This window comes from Nocardia sp. CA-129566, from assembly GCF_050956075.1.
In the GTDB taxonomy this organism is placed as follows: domain Bacteria; phylum Actinomycetota; class Actinomycetes; order Mycobacteriales; family Mycobacteriaceae; genus Nocardia.
This window is the reverse complement of sequence record NZ_CP192085.1, coordinates 1,498,645-1,515,876: the sequence shown is the minus strand read 5'-3', so window position 1 is coordinate 1,515,876 and position 17,232 is coordinate 1,498,645. Positions and strand designations below refer to the sequence as shown.

The following is a 17,232-nucleotide window of genomic DNA, read 5'->3' as shown; positions in this document are numbered from 1 at the left end:
CAGGTCTTCGTCGGTGTCGTCGTTGGTGATCGAGAGGACCGCGCCATCCCCGCGCCACTTTCTGGCGAATCACGCTACCGCGCACAGTGATTCGTTTGCTGCGAGAAGGCGGAATCCGGCGTCGGCGACAGATCCGAGCAACCGACATGCCGGGCGTAAGACCGGATGCGGGACGTTTGCGATCTACAATCCGGACGTGAGCGCGCGAGCTGTGCATTTTGTTGGAAGCTACCCGGCCGAGAGTACCGACGACGCGATGCGGGCGATGTTGGACGGAGCGGGAGCCCGGCTACGCACGCTGCCGACCGGCGAGACCAGCCGCTATGAGTTCTATATCCAGCCGATCATCGCGGACCTGGTGTCCCAGGGCGCATTGGAGGTGCGCAAGCCCGGCAGCTGGCGGACCAGCCAGGAACGCACCATCCACCGCGTCGCTCACGGCGCCGAACTCACCGGCGACATGATGGACCTCGGCTACCTCCGCGAGACGCGGGAGGCGTTGCCGGTCTTCCAGAAGTTGCGCGAAGCACGCGATCTGCCCGACGTCTCGCTGCAAATGGGCATGCCAACCGATTTCACGCTGACGTTCATCGCCCTCGGTCCAACCGGCCTGCGATCACATAAGCAGGCGTTCACCGACGCCTCCGTGCGCGATATCGCGGCGATCCGCGAACTGGTCGGCGACAATGTGGTCATCCAGTTGGAGGCGACCGCCGAATTGGTGCTGCTGGCGAAAACCCAACCGGCACACCGGCAGGTGGAGGCGGCACTCGGACTCGGCCGCGGCATTGCCGCGCTGGCCGCCGCGGCACCGGCAGGCACCCGATTCGGGGTACATCTGTGCCTGGGCAGCATGAACAACAAGTCCCGTGCCAGAATGCGCGATACCCGGCCGCTGGTCGATCTGGCCAATTCCATTGCGCGGCACTGGCCGTCGGGGCGCGTACTGGAGTACGTGCACGGACCGCTCGCGGCGGGCGATGTACCGCCACCGACACAGCCGGAATTCTATGCGCCACTGCAGGATCTGCGGCTGGGCGAAGGCACGGCCTTCTATGCCGGTCTGGTGCACGACATTCCGACCGAGGCGCAGCAGGTGCAGACATTGCACATGGTCGAAAGCGCGCTCGGCCGATCGGTCGACGGCGTTGCCACTGCCTGCGGACTCGGCCGCAGACCTCGGGAGATCGCCGACGCGCTGGCGGCACGCGCCGATGCCGTCGCCCGGGCGGAGTAGGCGGGCCGCCCCGAATACCGTTGCGGCCCAGAAATTCCGACTAGTTCTTGCGGCCGACGCCGCCGATGAGCACCAACCCGGTTTTCGGCGTATCACCGTCGAGCCACTGTTGTACCGGCACCAGGCCGGGCTCGAGCATTTCGAAACTGTCGAAGTACTTGGCCACTTCGGCCCGCGACCGGAAAAGCACCTGCGCCGTGCTACCGGCGGCCTGCGCGGTCGACTGCGCGATGAAGTCCGGATCGCTTTCGTCGGACCCGTGGGTGAAGATGAAATAGCTTCCTGGCGCCAGTTTCTCGTGAAAGCGCGCGATGATCTCGGCCGGACGTTCGTCGTCCATGATGTAATGCAGCACGCCGACCAGCACGATCGCGACCGGTTGCGAGAAATCGATCTGCGCCTCGGCCTGCACCCGCTCGATGATGTCGTCCGGACGGCGCACATCGGCCAGCATCGGAGTCACCCCGGGCAGCCGGGCCAGCAGCGCGTTGTTGTGCGCGAATACGACCGCGTCGTAGTCGACGGCCACCACCTTCGACGACGCATCGATCTGCTGCACCGTCTCGTGCAGACTGGGTGAGGCCGGAATCCCGGCACCGATATCGATGAACTGACGCACGCCCGCCTCGGCCGCGATCTGCGCGCCCTGGAGCATGAACTTGCGGACCAGCCAGGCCAGAGTTTTGGTATCCGGTGCTATCTGCAACATGCGGTGGGCCAGCATCTGGTCCACCTCATAATTGTCCTTGCCACCCAGCAGGTAGTTGTACACCCGAGCCGAGTTCGGTTTCGATGGATCGACGCCCGCCGGTACCCGCTTGACGTCCGACACCGCACCTCCCTCGATATCCTCGATCATCGTAACAAGCCTTTCCTGCCATCCGGCGGAAAAATGTCGGCGATATGGGATGTCCCCCGCCCCGGCCTCGTTCGGCCGGCGCGGGCAACGCGAATCCGTAAATGATAGCGCTACAACGGCATTCGTCGATCTCACCACCACGTTTCCCGCACGCTACGCGGTGCTGGTCATTTGCCCGCGTATCCGACTCGCACCACCGCGACGCTCAACTCGCCCGCCCACCGACGGCCGGAGAGCACCTACGCTGACCGATCCATCCACTGCCCGCATCTGCCACCGGGTTCGCCTACGACTTCGAGGTGATGCGGCGGGTTTGTCAGGGTCGATACGATAGATACACAACCGTTTCACGAGGCAGATCCTTCGCAGGGCATGCGATCGATCGGTGCGGGAGGTGGTTGGTGGACGACATATCGTTCGGTCGCTACCGGTTGCAAGAGCTGATCGGTGAGGGCGGCATGGGCCAGGTGTGGCGGGCCTACGACACCGACACCGACCGCATCGTGGCGGTCAAATTACTGCCCGAACGCTGTGCCGCCGATCCCGGCTTCCGGGAACGATTCCGGCGCGAGGCACACGCCACCGCCCGGCTACGCGAACCACACGTGATCCCGATCCACGGCTACGGCGAAATCAGCGGCCGCCTCTACCTCGATATGCGGCTGATCGACGGCATCGATGCGAAAACCCTGCTCGCCCGCGACGGTGCGATGCCGCCAGCGACGGCGGTCGCCGTGATCAGCCAGGCCGCGTCGGCGCTGGACGCGGCACATGCCGAGGGTTTGGTGCACCGCGATATCAAACCGTCCAACCTGATAGTCACCGACAGCGGATTCGTGTACCTGATCGACTTCGGCATCGCCCGCGCGATCGACGATCCCGGACTGACCAGCAGCGGCGCGACGATCGGCACCCTGGCCTACATGGCGCCGGAGCGATTCGCCACCGGTATCGCCGATGCCCGATCCGATGTCTATTCCCTGACCTGCGTACTGTGCGAATGCCTCACCGGACTCCGGCCCTACCCGGGTAACAGCTTCGAACAACAGATCGCGGCCCACCTGACGGCCGACCCCCCGACACTGAGCCAGCGACGACCCGATCTGCCGGGCGGGTTCGATGACGTCATCGCCCGGGGCATGGCGAAAGACCCCGACCACCGCTACCCGACCGCCGGAGCACTCGCCGCCGCCGCCCGAGACGCCCTGCCCGGAACCACCGCCCCCATCGCCCGGAGCCCCAGCAGCGCTGGCCTCACGGTCCCGAATCCCCGCTTCGCGGACCGCGATCGACTCGGCGCGCCGCCGCCGATTCCGTCCACAAGACCCGATACTCCGGAACCCCCAGCCGCCTTGAACTCCGACCAAGCGCCTACGACCGCCGCCTCACAGTTCGATAGCCTGCAGCTTGCCCAATCCGAAGCGGAGCCGATCCTCCGAGACCATCCCGCACCGCCACGGCGTAAACGGCCCGTCAGCTTCATAGGGTCGGCCCTGGCTGCCGTGCTGATCGTCGGCGCGGCGGTGCTCGGAATGTGGGGGCTGAACCACACCAGCGCGGCACATACCGGCGCGGCGCATACCAGCCAACCTTCGAAATCCATGCCCGCCTTCGACGGCAAATACGAGATCACTCGCACGACCCGAACCATCAACGGGAAGCCGGTCCAGAATCCGCCCCGATACAACAAGACCTGGTCGGTCCGGTCGTACTGCCCATCACAGGGCGAGCGCTGCGTGGCCTCGATCACCATCCAGGACCCGTCCGCACCGGATAAAGCCCCGGGTCAGGCCATTGCCGACTACCGCGACGGCGGATGGCTCATGACAAGAGAGCGGCCGCCCGCGCCCGTTTGCACCAGCAATGTCAACAACGCGCCCGTCGACGCCACGGTGTGGGAGCGAGTCGTCATCCAATTCGCCGATCAGTCGTGGACCGGTACGGCCACCAGCTACACCGCCGGAGCCTGCACGATGATCCAAGAGGAAGCGATGACGATTCGCCGCGTCGGTGAGATCGATCCGAATGTCGCCGTCGTCGCGCCGGAAACCATCCCCGCCCGTGCCGATCCCCCGCCACCCGCGCGGATCAGCGGAGTCTACGACGTGACCATCACCTACATTTCGGTACCAAACCTTCCCGAAACCCCGGCTCCGGAGACAGCCCGACTGCGATACGACATCATCTGCCTACGCAGCGCAGACCGCTGCGCCGCAGCGCCCCACCTAGATCCCAGTAACAGACTTATTCCGACGCTCGTGCTCGAAGACGGGGCTTGGCGCAGCGTCTACACCGTTCCCTTCGCGTGCTATCTGGCATCGAACGACCCATATACCGACGCAACTCTCCATTGGGACCTGTTCCCATCCGATCCGGGTTCCGACCCCATCAAATCCCTGACCGGCACCTGGGCCCTCGACAAGAACGACCCGTGCCGCAGCTCCAGCCGCGCCACCGTCGACATGCAGCGGGTCGGCGACTGACCCGCGGCACCCGATCATCGCCCCGGGAGTGGGGCAGTGATCGTGGTGAAGTACTGGATCGCGGCCGCGACGATCACCGGGGCGGTGACCAAGAGCTGACCGGCGATGGTGCCGAGCGCGCCGACCGCGAGGACGCCACCGAGACAGCCGATCGCGGCGGCGGGCAGGATCGGACCGAACAGCCCGATGATGGTGGCGGTGGCGGCCGCGGCTCCGGCGGCGCCGCCGAGCACACATCCCACGGCCGCGCCGCCGAGTCCGCCGACCACCGTGCCGACGAGTGCCCCCATGGCGATGGTGCTGCTCATCCGATTCCAGGCCGCGACCTCGCGCTCGTATTCCGATCGAAAGGGCGCTTGATCCTCGAAGGGCAGCGCCACCGGCCGATAGACCGCGCGCGTCATATCGAATTGCGGCACCAGGGTCGCGCTGTGCCCCGAAATCGCTGCCGCGATGGGGAATTCGAAATCGTCGAGCCGCAGCCGCAATGGCATCGCGGCGACCACCGTCCCGTCGGCGGCCCTGATCTCGAAGACATCGTTGCCCGACGACAGCGTGCCCGAGTCGATATCGATAACACTGGCGCCGTCGACCGCGCGTGCGGTGAAGGCAACGCCATCGGTCTGTGCCGGGGTTTGGGCGGCGGCAGTGCCCACGGCAGTGGCGGCGGCGAGTGTGCAGGTGAGGATGAAGGTGGTGACGCGCATGCTTGACCTTTTCGAGTGTGATGCGAAACCGGGATATCGGTTCAGGACAGTTGAGCCAGCGTGACGAGGACCGCCGCACCGATCTCCTGTTGGCCGGAGATGCTCAGGTGCACACCGTCATCGAGGTGTCCGTCGAAGCCCGAGGCGGAGGCGGTTATCGCGAACACATCCACGGTCGGTTCCGGCTGATCGATCAGCACCCGGGCGGTCTCGGCCATATCGGAAGCGCGCCAACCGATTCCGGCCCGTTGGAAGTGTGGGAACGCGGCCGCCCTGCCCTCGTCCACCGCGGCCGGTGTCAGCCACACCCAGCGCGCGCCGGTGGCCAGCACCGTCGATTCGCGCAGCATCAGCAGATTGCGAGTCGTTTCCGAGATGCTCACCAGCCGAGGTCCGTCGAGCCCGCCCAGGCGCTGGGCATCGTTCGCGCCGAGTTGGCACAGCACCCAGTCGGGCCGCTGACCGACCAGCGTGGCCAGTGCGGTGAGCGCCTGTGTGGTGGTGCAACCGGATACGGCCAGATTGCTGAGTCGGATGCCGTCATCCGGACGGCGCAGGGCCAGCAGCGTCCGCAGTATCTCGAACCAGGACAGCCGATCCGCCGTCGTGCTCTCCCCGATGGCGACGACGTGCTGTCCCGGCTCGAACGGGAGCTGGTCCACCGCGTCGGCCACTTCGGCATCGGCCAGGAGTTCGGCGGCCGCGGCTCGGGTCTGGTCGTCGAATCCGGCGCGCAGGCGCTTGTACTCGGCCGGATCAAGTCCGAACAGGCCCGCGGTGCGGATGTCGTCGAGCCCGTTCAGATAGGGCAGCGCCCGCTCGGGCCGCTGGAACCGGATCAGCTTCTCGATCAGCTCGGCATGCACGTTCAACTCAATTCTCTCAAGTGAATCGTTCACCTCAGTGAACGATACTGGCCTGTGTACGATAACGTCGTGAGCGAAGCCGAGCAAGGGGATGTGCAGCACCCGCCACGCACACGGGCAGTGAGCTACCTGCTCACTCAGATAGGCGCGCACGCGGCACAACGATTCGCCGAACTCATCAGCGATCTCGAATTGACCCCGCCCGACATCGGACTGCTGCGCATGATCGCCACCCAGCCCGGACGCAGTCAGCGGTCACTGTCCGCCGAACTCGGCGTCGTCCCGAGCCGCATCGTCACCCTGATCGACCACCTCGACCGCAAGGGCCTCGTCGAACGCCGCCGCAGCGCCACCGACCGCCGCAACCACGAACTGCACCTCACCCCAAAGGCACAAGAGCTGATGGGCCAGGTATGGCAACTCGCCACCACGCACGAGGCCGATATCTGCGCAAGCCTGAACGACGCCGAATACGAACAATTGGCAACCCTGCTCAACCGCATCGCCGACCAACAGCACCTGAAACCGGGTGTGCACCCCGGCTATCGGCGGACTCCGTTCCTCCCGAGCGATACGTAACCGAAACCGCCTTCCGACGAATCCAGGACCGGCCTGGTCCGCGAACACATCGTGATCGATGCCCACCACCGACGGAGTAGTCGCAGGTCGCGGTATGCATTTGGCAAGTGCCCCGGTGCGGCTCCAGCTAGGAGGACATCCGCCCGGACCGGGCATCGACGCGTGCTACCCGCGGATGCTCTGGTCAACTGGAGCGGCACCACTGTGCGCATCGACCCCGGGCCGATTCGGACTGCGCTGTCCTACATGTCGAGGGACCGCGAACAATCCCGCAAAGACAGCAACGAGAATTCCCACCGCCCACCACAGCGTGCGCCCGAACGTGCGGGAGAAATTCTGCGCGTTGGCCATTCTGCCCGCTTCGCTGAGGATTTCGGCTACCCGATCAGGCCGGCCGGGCTGGGTGGCCTGTCCCTGGATGCCCGGGCAGCTCATGGGCGTCTCGGTGGGGTTGATGCTGGCCGATCTGTCCTGCACACAACCTCGGAAGTCGGAGATGATCCGCGCCTGCGTCTGCTCGTCCAGGCCCGCCACGGCAAGTTCGGTGCGGACCCGCGGTATGACCGTATCGACGCTGCGATCGGAGCCGCTGTCGAGCTGGGTGAAGAAGATCACCCCGGCGAGCGCGACGCCGAGCGCGACGCCGAGTTGCTGAGCGGTGTTCACCAGGCCGGACGCCGAACCCGCATCGTCTTCGGGGACCGCAGCCAGCACGAAGTCGATGGTCGGCGAGACGATCAGGCCGAAGCCGAGTCCCGAAATGACAAGCGGTGCAATCAACTGCCACGATGTGATCGCGGGACCGTACCGCCCGGCGGCCCATACGAAGCCGGCGAAGCCCGCCGCGTTGAGCAGCGCTCCGGCCATCAGCACTCGCCGCCCGTACCGGGGTACGAGCACCTCCACGGACAGGCCTGCCGCCACAGCGGCGCCGACGGCGAAGGCGCCAGCGGTCAGACCGGCCCGCAGTGGCGACCAGCCGAGACCGAGCTGCATGTAGAGCGTCCAGACGAGGAAGAATCCGCCCAGCGCGATCCAGAAGATCAGCCAGAGCACGCTGCCGATCGTGAATGATCGCGCACGGAACAATCCGAGAACTACCAGCGGCGAACCGATCGTCCGGGCGCGTCGATGTTCGTAGACCACCAGGACCGCAAGCACTGCGACCGCACCGGCCATCATCGCGAAAGTCCATGCCGGCCACCCGAATCGGCGGCCTTCCATGAGCGGGTAGACCAGCATCGCGATCGCGGCCGTGACGAGCCCGGCGCCGACGAGGTCGAGCTTCGGAGCGGTCGCGGACTTCGATTCGCACATCACGAACCGGGCCGCGGCGATAGCGGCGATACCGACCGGGACATTGACCAGAAAGATCGGCCGCCAGTCGAGGCCGAACACATTCCAGTCGACGAGGACACCACCGAAGGTCGGCCCGATGACCGCCGCCGATCCGACGATGGCGCCGAAGATGCCGAACACCCTGCCCCGCTCGTTGGGCGGGAAGGTGACGTGGATGATCGCGAGGATCTGCGGCACCATCAGTCCGGCGGTGCCTCCCTGAAGAAACCGGGAGACGATGAGCATGCCTGGGCTGCCGGCGATGCCGCACAGCGCCGAGGCGATGGTGAACCCGGCGACTCCGGTCAGGAACAACCGACGGCGGCCGTAGATATCGCCGAGCCGGCCACTGGTGATGAGGACAGCGGCGAACGCCAGCACGTATCCCGCGACGATCCATTCGAGCTGCGCATACTGCGCCTGAAGGTCGCGTTGGATGCTCGGTACCGCGATGTTGACGATGGTGGTGTCGAGCAGGTCCATGAACCCAGCGACGAGGACGACTACGAGCGCGATCCAGCGTCTGCGCTCCGGCGGCGTCGAACGACGCTGGGATATCGGCGCGCTCGCCACGGCCTGACAGACATTGCGAGCCTCCGAATCGCGAATCGACGGGTGCACCGTGTCGACCTGCCAGCTGGTCGACACGGCGGCTGCGGCCCGTTCGGTGACAGTACAACTCCACTGCCACACCATCTATGGCCCTCCCATCGTTGAAAGTGCGGTAGCCCAGGTGGTTTCGGTCACGGCCGAGCGTTGGCCGACGTCGGCTTCCGCAGGGTCGCGAGGCTCATCAGGGACGGGTCGAAGTGCCCCACCGCGGCACCGCCGCCGGGGACGGTACGGCCGTGGGATCGCAGGTAGTCGACCAGGCCGATAGCGGCGCCGGTCCAGCCCTGCGGTGTGAACGATTGCACCGCTTGGGTTTTGCGATCGTTGTAGATGAGCCCGGCCCAGCGTGCGCCCTCACCGCGGTCGTAGCTGTGCGGATCGGCGGACGGCGTGGTCATGGCGGAAAAGACGTCGGAATCGATGGTGGCCATTTCCTCGATGCCCAGCCAGCTGCCGGGGGCGGACAGTGCGTTCAGGGTGTCGAACAGCTGACCTTGATCGGCGGGGGTGAGGTAGATGACGAGACCTTCGACCAGCCATGCGGTCGGTAGCGATGGGTCGAAGCCGTTGTCGCGCAGGGCAGTTGCCCAGTCGTCGCGCAGATCGACGGCAACTTCGTGACGTTCGGCGGTCGTCGTCGCGCCGGCGTCGTCGAGCACGGCGCGTTTGAATTCGAGTACTGGCTGGCGGTCGAGTTCGTAGATGACCGTGCCGTCCGCCCAGGGCAGGCGGTACGCGCGGGAGTCGAGTCCGGCGGCAAGGATGACGACTTGACGCACACCCGCCTCGGTGGCGGAGCGCAGATAGTCGTCGAAGTACCGGGTGCGTCCGGCCTGGAACGCTTGGAACAGCGATCCGAAGTCGGCCGAGCGCAGCGGATGTTGCTTCGTCCGTTCCGGGTCGGCGGTGAACAGCTCGGCCCATTCATCGCCCGCGGCGCGACAGAACACTTCGGCGAACTCGTCGACGGCCAGGGCCTGCGGCTGCCGAGCTGCCAGGCCGCGGGCTGCCGCGACGAACAGCGCCGTGGCGCCGACGCTCGTCTTGATGTCCCAGGAATCGTTGTCGTTGCGCGTGATGCTCACTTTTTCTCCAATCAGGGTCGTGTTACTGGTGCGATGGGCGGGGGATGTTGTCGTAGGCGGCGAAGAACTGGTCACGGCGTTGCACCGGGACCGTGATCCACCCGACGACGCGGTCCGGTGTTGTGGTCGGCGGCCATGACCTGTTCGGGGCAGTAGCCGTGCATCGTGAGCCCGTAGATGCTGAAACCTTCGAGAAGCCACCGCAGTGTGCGGACGAGGGCGGACGACAGGGTGAAGGTCGATGGGCGGGGGTCGGATGAGTCCGGGTCGGCGGATTCGATGAGCGGGTCGGGTGGGGCGTTCGCGGTCACGGGAGTTCTCCGCCCGACGCCGACGAGGGGGTGTTCGCAGTGCTGGAGTGCGCGACGATGTGGATGTCGCGGCGGACTCGCCCCGCCCAGTACGGACGCATGGGGGTGGTGGTCTGCCGGTGGATCGGGGCGTCCTCCCAGGCGAGGAACGCCGCTTCGTCGGTCCATTCCGAGAGCAGGATGTAGTGGTCGTCGTCGGCGCACGGCCGCAGCAACTCGTCCCGAATATGGCCTGGTGTACCCGCCACCTGCGCAGTGACCTGCGCATATGCGGCTTCGAATGCTGCTTCCTCCCCGGCCCGGATGCGGGCTCGGACCATCACTCGCGCGGTCATGCGATCACCTGGCCCGGTTCGTTCACCGTGCTCAGTCGCATGTCGTTGCTGGTGCGGACGGCCCGCAACGCAGCGGTTGCGGCGTCCTGTTTGCGGCTGCGTTCGAAGGCATGGAAGCAGCCCTCGTCGGCCCAATCGCTGATGACGACGAAAGTGCGCATGTCCGGATCTGCGGATACGGCTCGGGTGATGCGCTGCTGGAGGAAACCCGGGGACTGTGCGGCCAAGCTGAACACCGCCCGCAGGCCCTCGAGCAGGCGGGCAGCGTCGCGTCTGGCGACGGTCATGGTAAGGGTGGCGCGCAAGGCGGTCATGGTCAGATTCCTCCGTCGACGTTGAGGCAGACACCGTTGACGAACTGTGCGAGTTCGCTGGCGAGGAACAGCACGGCGCCGGCGACGTCGCCGGGGCGGCCGAGACGGCCGAGGGCCGCCAAGGCCGCGTAGCGCTGTCTCTGATCTTCGGCCAGACCGATGATCTGGTCGGTTTCGATGATTCCGGGGGCGACGGTGTTGACGCGGATGCCCTGCGGCCCCAATTCCTTGCACAGCGAGCGAGTCAGGCCGTGCACGCCGGCCTTGGATGCCGTGTAGTGCGTCCGGTTGGGCATTCCGACATTCGCGACGGCGGAGGAGATGTTGATGATCGACGCGGACTTGCCAAGGCGAGGCAGAAGCGCGCGCACCATCAGGTACATCCCGGTCAAGTTGGTGTCGACGACACGGTGCCATTCAGCCGGATCCATCTTCAGCAGCGGCGTATTCGACACGACCCCTGCGTTGTTGACGACGATGTCGACGGTGGCCGGGGCAGTCTCGACGATGGCGGCGACTTCCGCGGGGTCGGCGACGTTCGCGAAGCACACGCGGCCGGGTGCGGTGGCCGTGTCCAGTTCCCGTGCGAGGTCGGCGGCGGCGGCGCTGGGTCTGCTGCCGATCGCTGTCACTTGCGCGCCTTGCGCGGCCAACGCGCGGACGATGCCCAGGCCGATGCCGCGGGTGCCGCCGGTGACGATCGCAGTCTTGCCGGTCAGTCGCAGGTTCAGCGGCGCCTGCTGCACGGCGGCGGGATTGTCGGTTGTCGGATGCTCACGCAGTCGCACAGCAGGGCATCCGAGCCGGCTGGCGAGGGTGTTCTCGTTGTCGTTCACTGTCGGACTCCTTCGGGTCGGCGCAGAATCAACGCGCTGTTGAAGCCGTCGTATCCGCGTGCGGCGACGGCGGCGACATGGACGGCCGCTCGTTGCGGAGCAGCGATGAAATCGAGTTCGCAGCCCGGGGCTGGGTTGACCAGCGCCCCGAACGCGGGCAGAGTTTGCTCCCGCATTGCCAGCACGGCGGTCGCAACGTCGAGTGCGGAACTGCCGTGGGCGGCTCTGCCCAACAGCCCTTTCTGACCGGTGACCGGTACCCCGTCGGGGAAGACAGTCCGGATCGCGTCGGCTTCGGCCCGGTCGGCAGCTGGCACGCCGGCTGAGTCGGCGAACAGGACATCTGTTCGTCCCGGCGCGGTCTGCGCACGCTGCAGCGCTGCTCGTAGTGCGGCGGCAAGGTACTTCGACGGCTGCTCGCCGGTCGCGTCGCCGCAGGGGTGGGAGGTACGTCCGTCGTGGTTGGCGGCATACCCTGCGACCTCCGCGTAGACGTAAGGTGCGCCGCGCCGCAATGCGTGCTGCTCTTCTTCCACGACGAAAATGGCACCGCCCTCGCCGGGGACATATCCGGCGGCATCGGCATCGAAGGGGAGGTACCCGCGTGCGGGGTCCTTTCGCCGGCTCAGCCATCCGCTGCGCTGCAAGCAGGTGAGCGCGTAAGGGCCCAGTGGCGCCTCGGTGCCGCCGGCCAGGACGACGTCGGTGCCGCGACGGATGGCACGAGCCGCGTATCCGAGGCTGTCCAGGCCACCCGCCGCTTCGGAGACGAGCACGCTCGACGGACCTTTCATCTGATGCAGAATCGAGGTTTGCCCAACACTTGCCGCATAGAACCAGGCGATCGATTGATAGGTGCCGACGGTGCGTTTCTCTCCTGACCACAGCCGCTGCAACTCCTGCTGGCCGAAGTGATTTCCGCCCGACGAGCTCGCCAATGCGACCGACATCTGGTACGGATCCAGACTGGACGGATCGAGCTCCGCATCCGCCAAGGCCTGCGTTGTCGCCGCCATCGACATCCACGTCCACCGGTCGGTCTGCACGATCAGGCGGCGGTCCATGTGCAGTTGCGGCACGAAGTCGCGGACCTCTCCGGCCAGCGTGGTCGAATACCCGGAGGCATCGAAGTGGGTGATCGGTGCGATCCGGTTCTCACCTGCCACAACGGTTTTCCAGTGCGCGCTCGCCGACGTGCCGCTCGGGGCGACAACGCCTATCCCGGTGATCACTGCTCGGCGGGTCATCGCAATTCCTCCGGACGGGTGAAGACCATCGCGGACTGGAAACCGCCGAACCCACTGCCGACCGACAACGCCGTATCGACGGTGGCGTTGCGCGCGATGTTCGGGACGTAGTCCAGGTCGCACTCAGGATCTCGGTTACTCCAGTTGGCGGTCGGCGGTATCACGCCGGTGTCGATCGCCAACGCGCACGCAGCCATTTCGATAGAGCCGATCGCCCCGAGCGAATGCCCCACCATCGACTTGATCGAGCTGATCGGCACCTCGTACGCGGCCGCACCGAGCGCCTTTTTGAAGGCGGCCGTTTCGTGGCGGTCATTTTGCTTCGTGCCCGAGCCGTGGGCGCTGATGTATCCGATCGCGCTGGGATCGCGCCGGGCTTGGTCCATCGCGGCCCTGATGGCAATGCTCATCTCGAGCCCGTCCGGGCGCAGGCCGGTCATGTGGAAGCCGTTGCAGCGCGAGGCATACCCGCCGATCTCGCAGTAGATGTGGGCACCCCGATCCAGTGCGTGTTCGAGCTTCTCCAACATCAGCACCGCCGCACCTTCCCCGAGCACGAATCCGGCCCGCGTCATATCGAAGGGTCGAGACGCGTGCTCGGGATCGTCGTTGTCATCGGTGGTCGCCCGGATCGCGTCGAACGCGGCGACGGAGATCGGTGAGATAGGCGCGTCCGACGCACCGGCAAGAACGAAGTCGGCGTCACCGTCTTCGATCATGTGAAGTCCGTACCCGATCGAGTCGATGCCGGATGTGCAGCCCGTCGAGATGACCGCTGCCGGACCGTGCAACTCGTACAACGCCGAAACCTCGGCGGCCATGCTGCTGGGGACGAGGGCCTGATACATGTGGGGCAGCACGGACCCCTCGTCGACCAGCCATTCCCGGCCACCGTCACTGGCGATGACGTACTCGTTCTCCAGGGTGATGGTCGCTCCGACCGCCGAGCCCAGCGACACCCCGAATACGTCACGCGCGGCGTCGGACAATTCCAGACCGCTGTCCTGCATCGCCTCGCGGGCGGCAACGAGCGCGAACTGAGTCATGCGATCACAGCGGCGCGCCTGCCTGGGCGACAGCCCGTATGCCTGCGGATCGAAATCGCATTCCGCCGCCACCTGCGAGCGAAACCCCGTCGGATCAAATGCACTGATCCGACGGGTCGCGGTGCGCCCGGACGACAAACAGTCCCAGAACGACCTGCGTCCGATTCCGCCCGGCGCGACGACGCCGACCCCCGTGACGGCGACCCTGGTCATCGAGCTCTCTCCGCGGCCACGGGGGCACTGTCCGACGGTTCGGTGTCCACGTGGCCGAGTTCGGGTCGTGGGGCGAGTGGTCCGAGATGGAAGACGACGCTCGCGGTCTCGGTCCCGATATTGCGCAACCGGTGCCGGACACCGATCGGGATGAACAGTCCCTGCCCCGCTGTCACCGGCCACTCCTCACCGTCGAGGTCGACGGCGAGTTCCCCTTGTACGCAGAACAGGAACTCTTCCGAATACGGGTGGTAGTGCTCGGCGATGCGCTCACCGGGCTCCAATGTGGCAACGCCGGTGAACCCGGACGTGCTGCCGACGGTTTTCGGGCTCAGCACAGTCCTGATCTCACCTCCCCGGCGGCGGTCGGCGGGAAGGTCGGAAGCATCGACGCGGCCCGGTCGAATGCTCGGCACGGTGACAGATTCGCTCGATGGGTGATGCGTCGGTGTAGCTTGCGCGGCGGATTCCAGGGTGTGGCGACGTTCGACCTTTTCCTTGATGAGCTGCATCTGGATCACGCTGTTGGTGTTGATTCGGTCGGTCATGCCAGCGTCGTCGAGCGGTGCATTCGGTCGCATGTGAAAGTCCTGGATCCAGGTCATTCGGGTGCCCGCTCCGGACTCGGCATAGTGCCAGTGGATGCGCATGTACTCGAACGGTCCGGTCTCCACGCGATGTGCGTTGACGGTTCGGTTGATCGGATCAACGGTTCGTTCGCTGACCCAGCTCCATACTCGACCCGCCTCGTCCGGGTGCATCGTGAGCCGGAATCGGACAGTGTCGCCGTACTGTGCGAGAACGTCGACGGCGGCGTATTCGGAGAACAGGTCCGGCCAGCTTCGCACGTCGTTGGTCGAGTTCCACACCACGTCGAGGGGCGCGTCGATGTGAATCGTGTTTTCTGTGTGACCGGACATCATGCGACCTCCACGCTCTCTGCGCGCTCGACGTACCGGACCAATTCGGCACCGGTCATCTCGATCAGCTGAGCGGGCAACCTGACGTCGAAGTCGCGTTCCACAACACTCTGGATCTCGAAGACGGCAAGCGAATCCACGCCGAGTTCCGCCATTGTCGAACTGTCTACCGACTGCAACTCGTGCGGGCTGATATCGACCCCGACATGCTTGTCCAGGATCGCGCGGAGGGTTTCCATGGTGAATGTTGTGGACACTTACTTCTCCTCATTCCATTTTGTGTCGGCATCCGACGCCGATCGGCTCGGAATTTCCAGCGTGGGACCGGTTTGCGGTGTCCAGCTGTAGAACATGTGGGCGCGCGCATCCGCCGGGGATTGCCATGTCGGGAGATAGGGTGAAATGAATTCACCCAGCCGGGAGCTCACCCGCGCGAACTCCGGATGCTGCTGAGCCGCACCGATTGCGGCCGCGCCGGGTTCCGCGGTCTCCAGCAAGTGCACATAGAGATCACCCAGGACATAGAGTTCCCGCCGGGCGACGCCCGCGATCTCCGGCAGAGCTGTCGCATCGGATTCGGCGAAGATGTCGGCAACGCGGGAAGCGGCGTGCGGAAGTATTCGAGCGATGATCAGTGAACGATTCATTTCACGACCTCACGTCTGCCGAAAACGACTCGCTCGGGCACGCGTGCCATTGCGGCATAGTTGCTACAACGTTGAAAAAACATAGAGCTTCTCCTGTCCAGATTCGTTTGGGAAATGGGCTGGACGCCGGGACTGGATTGAGGCGTGCCATGAACTTTATTGGCGGAGCCGGGCGGCGATCCACACCCCTTGATGTGCACTACCCAGCACCTTTGGGGTGAGATTAACAACACCAAGGTGGTACTGGGCGGTGGATTACATTTCAACGACTTTCGCAGCGACAATCATGTAATACCGTCGAAATGAGTGTTAACGACAATGCAGTTGCACGCGATTCGCCGACGCTAGAATGATTACTGAAATAATTAATGCTAATTGCAATAGTTGATAGCGGCACAGCGGTCGTGCGCCTGATCCGGGCGGTCCGGGAGGTCAACGCCGAGCACAGCCACGGCATGCGCACCGCATTGACCACTGGGCGCACTCAGTGTGCGGGATGGCTTGGCCCACAACTGATCTCGAAGTCATGCACAATGGTTGACAATGACGGGTTGATAATCGCGCCCCAGCCCCGGCAGGGCCGAGCCGTCGCGCTCGAAGACATCATCATCGACACCCGTAGCGCACGGTCTACGCGCGCTCGCTGTCCATCGCCAATGTCTTCCTGCGCCGACAGGACTGGAGGCTCCGGCCGCTGCCGTTCGCTCGGCGGGCCGGTGTCAGCGCTCGGCGGGCCGACAAGCACAGCGGGAACCGATCCGGCGCATTCGGATAGCGCGGCATGCTCGACATAGCCACAGATTTGCGGGCGCACACGGGATTCGGCAGTTCTCCCCGCCCCAGCCGCGCCCGCCGCTTAAGCTGACTGCGCCGCAACATGCGACAAATACGAGAGTTAGACGTCCAGGAGGTGCGGAATGCCGGAAGCCGTTCGTTGGCGCCGATCACGTCCACTATTGATTGCGAGCATGTTGCCGCTTGCGGTTTTCCTCGGAACCGGAGTAGCCAACCCAGCCCCGGATGACACCGCGCAGCCACCTGCCACGCCACCGGCGACAGCGGACCGGCTATCGCTGACGCGCTATGAGCAGGGGCAGAGTTCTTTCCCCTCGCCGACCCTTCTCGCTCTACTCGGCCAGTCGCCGGTCGACATGCACCGCGCCGATCGAGCTGTCGGCCCGGCGAACCCGCTCGCCGCCTACCGCCGGACCCTGCTCGGGACGGTGGACGCGCCGGACGCGCCGTCGGCCATGGATCCGGAGCCGATTCAGGCGTTCTGCGAACACTTCCCTGTAGATCCCCGCCGATGCTCCATCACCGCCGTCGACGCGAGCGTCGGTGCGGCAATCGGTGCGGGCCTCGCCGCGGGAGTGTCCGCGCCCGTCGCGGTAGCCGCCGGCGCGGTCGGCGCGGCCGCCGGGTTCGTTGCCGGTATCCCGTTCATGCCGACCGGCTTGGTTGCCGGCCCGCTCCTGGGCGCGGCCGTCGGCGCCGCTGCCATCGCCGGACCTGCCGCCGTGCTCGGTGGGGCACTCGGGGCGTCGGTCGGGGCGGTAGTGGGCATCACCACGCCCCTCCCGTAAGAGGACGGCCGAAC

18 protein-coding genes are annotated in these 17,232 nt (G+C 65.7%); 4 read left to right on the top strand and 14 right to left on the bottom strand.

The window, feature by feature from the left end; translation table 11 throughout:
• Positions 1 to 196: 196 nt before the first annotated feature.
• The gene (locus ACQP0C_RS06835; RefSeq protein ID WP_433731614.1) at positions 197 to 1,237 is read left to right on the top strand and encodes a hypothetical protein; all 1,041 of its coding nucleotides are present in this window, start codon (positions 197 to 199) and stop codon (positions 1,235 to 1,237) included.
• Positions 1,238 to 1,277: 40 nt separating this feature from the next.
• Here the strand turns inward: ACQP0C_RS06835 and ACQP0C_RS06830 are convergent, their stop codons facing one another.
• Positions 1,278 to 2,096 (bottom strand): SAM-dependent methyltransferase, encoded by an 819-nt coding sequence (locus ACQP0C_RS06830; protein ID WP_433731612.1) that lies wholly within the window; start codon positions 2,094 to 2,096, stop codon positions 1,278 to 1,280.
• Between the two features lie 401 nt (positions 2,097 to 2,497).
• On the opposite strand from ACQP0C_RS06830, the gene ACQP0C_RS06825 reads away from it, so the two are divergent.
• The gene (locus tag ACQP0C_RS06825) at positions 2,498 to 4,579 is read left to right on the top strand and encodes a serine/threonine-protein kinase (RefSeq protein WP_433731610.1); all 2,082 of its coding nucleotides are present in this window, start codon (positions 2,498 to 2,500) and stop codon (positions 4,577 to 4,579) included.
• Between the two features lie 14 nt (positions 4,580 to 4,593).
• On the opposite strand, the gene ACQP0C_RS06820 is transcribed toward ACQP0C_RS06825, so the two are convergent.
• Positions 4,594 to 5,286 carry a hypothetical protein gene (locus ACQP0C_RS06820; protein WP_433731608.1) on the bottom strand — a complete coding sequence of 231 codons (693 nt, stop codon included), beginning with the start codon at positions 5,284 to 5,286 and terminating at the stop codon, positions 4,594 to 4,596.
• Between the two features lie 41 nt (positions 5,287 to 5,327).
• Entirely contained in the window at positions 5,328 to 6,185 is an 858-nt protein-coding gene (locus ACQP0C_RS06815) for an SGNH/GDSL hydrolase family protein (RefSeq protein WP_433731606.1), read from the bottom strand.
• Between the two features lie 36 nt (positions 6,186 to 6,221).
• Between ACQP0C_RS06815 and ACQP0C_RS06810 the strand changes: the two genes are divergently transcribed.
• On the top strand, positions 6,222 to 6,731 hold the full coding sequence (locus ACQP0C_RS06810) for a MarR family winged helix-turn-helix transcriptional regulator (RefSeq protein WP_433731604.1): 510 nt from the start codon (positions 6,222 to 6,224) through the stop codon (positions 6,729 to 6,731).
• Positions 6,732 to 6,896: 165 nt separating this feature from the next.
• On the opposite strand, the gene ACQP0C_RS06805 is transcribed toward ACQP0C_RS06810, so the two are convergent.
• From ACQP0C_RS06805 to ACQP0C_RS06755, 11 genes are all read right to left on the bottom strand, one after another.
• Positions 6,897 to 8,765 carry an MFS transporter gene (locus ACQP0C_RS06805; RefSeq protein ID WP_433731602.1) on the bottom strand — a complete coding sequence of 623 codons (1,869 nt, stop codon included), beginning with the start codon at positions 8,763 to 8,765 and terminating at the stop codon, positions 6,897 to 6,899.
• Positions 8,766 to 8,812: 47 nt separating this feature from the next.
• Positions 8,813 to 9,760: an SAM-dependent methyltransferase gene (locus ACQP0C_RS06800; protein ID WP_433734459.1), complete on the bottom strand. Its 948-nt coding sequence runs from the start codon at positions 9,758 to 9,760 to the stop codon at positions 8,813 to 8,815.
• Positions 9,761 to 9,837: 77 nt separating this feature from the next.
• The gene (locus tag ACQP0C_RS06795; RefSeq protein ID WP_433731600.1) at positions 9,838 to 10,077 is read right to left on the bottom strand and encodes a hypothetical protein; all 240 of its coding nucleotides are present in this window, start codon (positions 10,075 to 10,077) and stop codon (positions 9,838 to 9,840) included.
• Positions 10,074 to 10,412 (bottom strand): antibiotic biosynthesis monooxygenase family protein, encoded by a 339-nt coding sequence (locus ACQP0C_RS06790; protein ID WP_433731598.1) that lies wholly within the window; start codon positions 10,410 to 10,412, stop codon positions 10,074 to 10,076. The genes ACQP0C_RS06795 and ACQP0C_RS06790 overlap by 4 nt, the downstream gene beginning before the upstream one ends.
• Positions 10,409 to 10,726 carry an antibiotic biosynthesis monooxygenase gene (locus ACQP0C_RS06785; RefSeq protein ID WP_433731596.1) on the bottom strand — a complete coding sequence of 106 codons (318 nt, stop codon included), beginning with the start codon at positions 10,724 to 10,726 and terminating at the stop codon, positions 10,409 to 10,411. The genes ACQP0C_RS06790 and ACQP0C_RS06785 overlap by 4 nt, the downstream gene beginning before the upstream one ends.
• A 2-nt stretch (positions 10,727 to 10,728) precedes the next feature.
• Positions 10,729 to 11,562 carry an SDR family NAD(P)-dependent oxidoreductase gene (locus tag ACQP0C_RS06780; protein ID WP_433731594.1) on the bottom strand — a complete coding sequence of 278 codons (834 nt, stop codon included), beginning with the start codon at positions 11,560 to 11,562 and terminating at the stop codon, positions 10,729 to 10,731.
• Entirely contained in the window at positions 11,559 to 12,809 is a 1,251-nt protein-coding gene (locus tag ACQP0C_RS06775; RefSeq protein ID WP_433731592.1) for a beta-ketoacyl synthase N-terminal-like domain-containing protein, read from the bottom strand. The genes ACQP0C_RS06780 and ACQP0C_RS06775 overlap by 4 nt, the downstream gene beginning before the upstream one ends.
• Positions 12,806 to 14,068, bottom strand: coding sequence for a beta-ketoacyl-[acyl-carrier-protein] synthase family protein (locus ACQP0C_RS06770; RefSeq protein WP_433731590.1), 1,263 nt, complete (start codon positions 14,066 to 14,068; stop codon positions 12,806 to 12,808). The genes ACQP0C_RS06775 and ACQP0C_RS06770 overlap by 4 nt, the downstream gene beginning before the upstream one ends.
• Positions 14,065 to 14,991, bottom strand: a complete 927-nt coding sequence (locus tag ACQP0C_RS06765; protein ID WP_433731588.1) for a cupin domain-containing protein — start codon at positions 14,989 to 14,991, stop codon at positions 14,065 to 14,067. Before ACQP0C_RS06765 ends, ACQP0C_RS06770 begins: the two co-directional genes overlap by 4 nt.
• A complete protein-coding gene (locus ACQP0C_RS06760) occupies positions 14,988 to 15,245 on the bottom strand; it encodes an acyl carrier protein (protein ID WP_433731586.1) in 258 nt (85 codons plus the stop codon). Before ACQP0C_RS06760 ends, ACQP0C_RS06765 begins: the two co-directional genes overlap by 4 nt.
• Positions 15,246 to 15,635 (bottom strand): TcmI family type II polyketide cyclase, encoded by a 390-nt coding sequence (locus ACQP0C_RS06755; protein WP_433731584.1) that lies wholly within the window; start codon positions 15,633 to 15,635, stop codon positions 15,246 to 15,248.
• A gap of 968 nt (positions 15,636 to 16,603) precedes the next feature.
• Between ACQP0C_RS06755 and ACQP0C_RS06750 the strand changes: the two genes are divergently transcribed.
• Complete coding sequence (locus tag ACQP0C_RS06750) at positions 16,604 to 17,218, top strand: hypothetical protein (RefSeq protein WP_433731582.1); 615 nt, start codon at positions 16,604 to 16,606, stop codon at positions 17,216 to 17,218.
• Positions 17,219 to 17,232 lie beyond the last annotated feature (14 nt).